Annotated in this window: 1 pseudogene; it reads left to right on the top strand. The window is 79.9% G+C overall.

Annotated features, from left to right (window positions below):
* Nucleotides 1-291: 291 nt before the first annotated feature.
* A pseudogene (locus JFN87_RS33340) lies at nucleotides 292-557 on the top strand (hypothetical protein); the annotation flags it as partial.

The raw sequence follows: 557 nt of genomic DNA, 5'->3' as shown, positions 1-557 counted from the left end.
GCCCGCGCCTCGGAGGAGCCCCGCGAGGAGCCCCGCGAGGGGCGCCGGGGGCGCCCTGAGGACCAGCAGCAGGACGCGCAAGCGCCGGAGGCGCCAGGACGCCGAGTACCCGGGCCGCAGGCGCCGGAAGGGCAAGAACCGGGACCCCGGACGCCGGAACGCCGGGACACGCAGTCCCCGTTCCAGCCGCCACCGGTGCAGGGGCAGCAACGGCCGCAGGGGTACGGCACAGGGGAGGAGCCGCACGCCGGGCGGCACACGGGCGGGTCTGTCCCGCCGGACGCGCCACCGGTGCAGGCGCAGGAACGCCCGGCCGGGGACGGTACGGGCCGGGCAGCCGAGGAGAGCCCGGCACCCGGACCCGACTGGTGGAGCCTGCCGCCCAGCGGCTTCAGCGACCCCGAGGGCGACGCAGACGGTGACGCCGACGGCGACGACGATCCGCCCTCGCCCTACCGGCCGCGCCTCCACGGCATCTGGCGCGACGGCCCCGGCCCCTTCGACGACTCCGCCGGCCACGTGCCCGCGGGCGGCGGCCGGCCCGGCGGCGGCTCCGG

It is taken from the genome of Streptomyces montanisoli (assembly GCF_017813245.1).
GTDB lineage: Bacteria > Actinomycetota > Actinomycetes > Streptomycetales > Streptomycetaceae > Streptomyces > Streptomyces montanisoli.
Note: the sequence above shows the minus strand (reverse complement) of the source record. Positions and strands in the feature narration are given on the sequence as shown.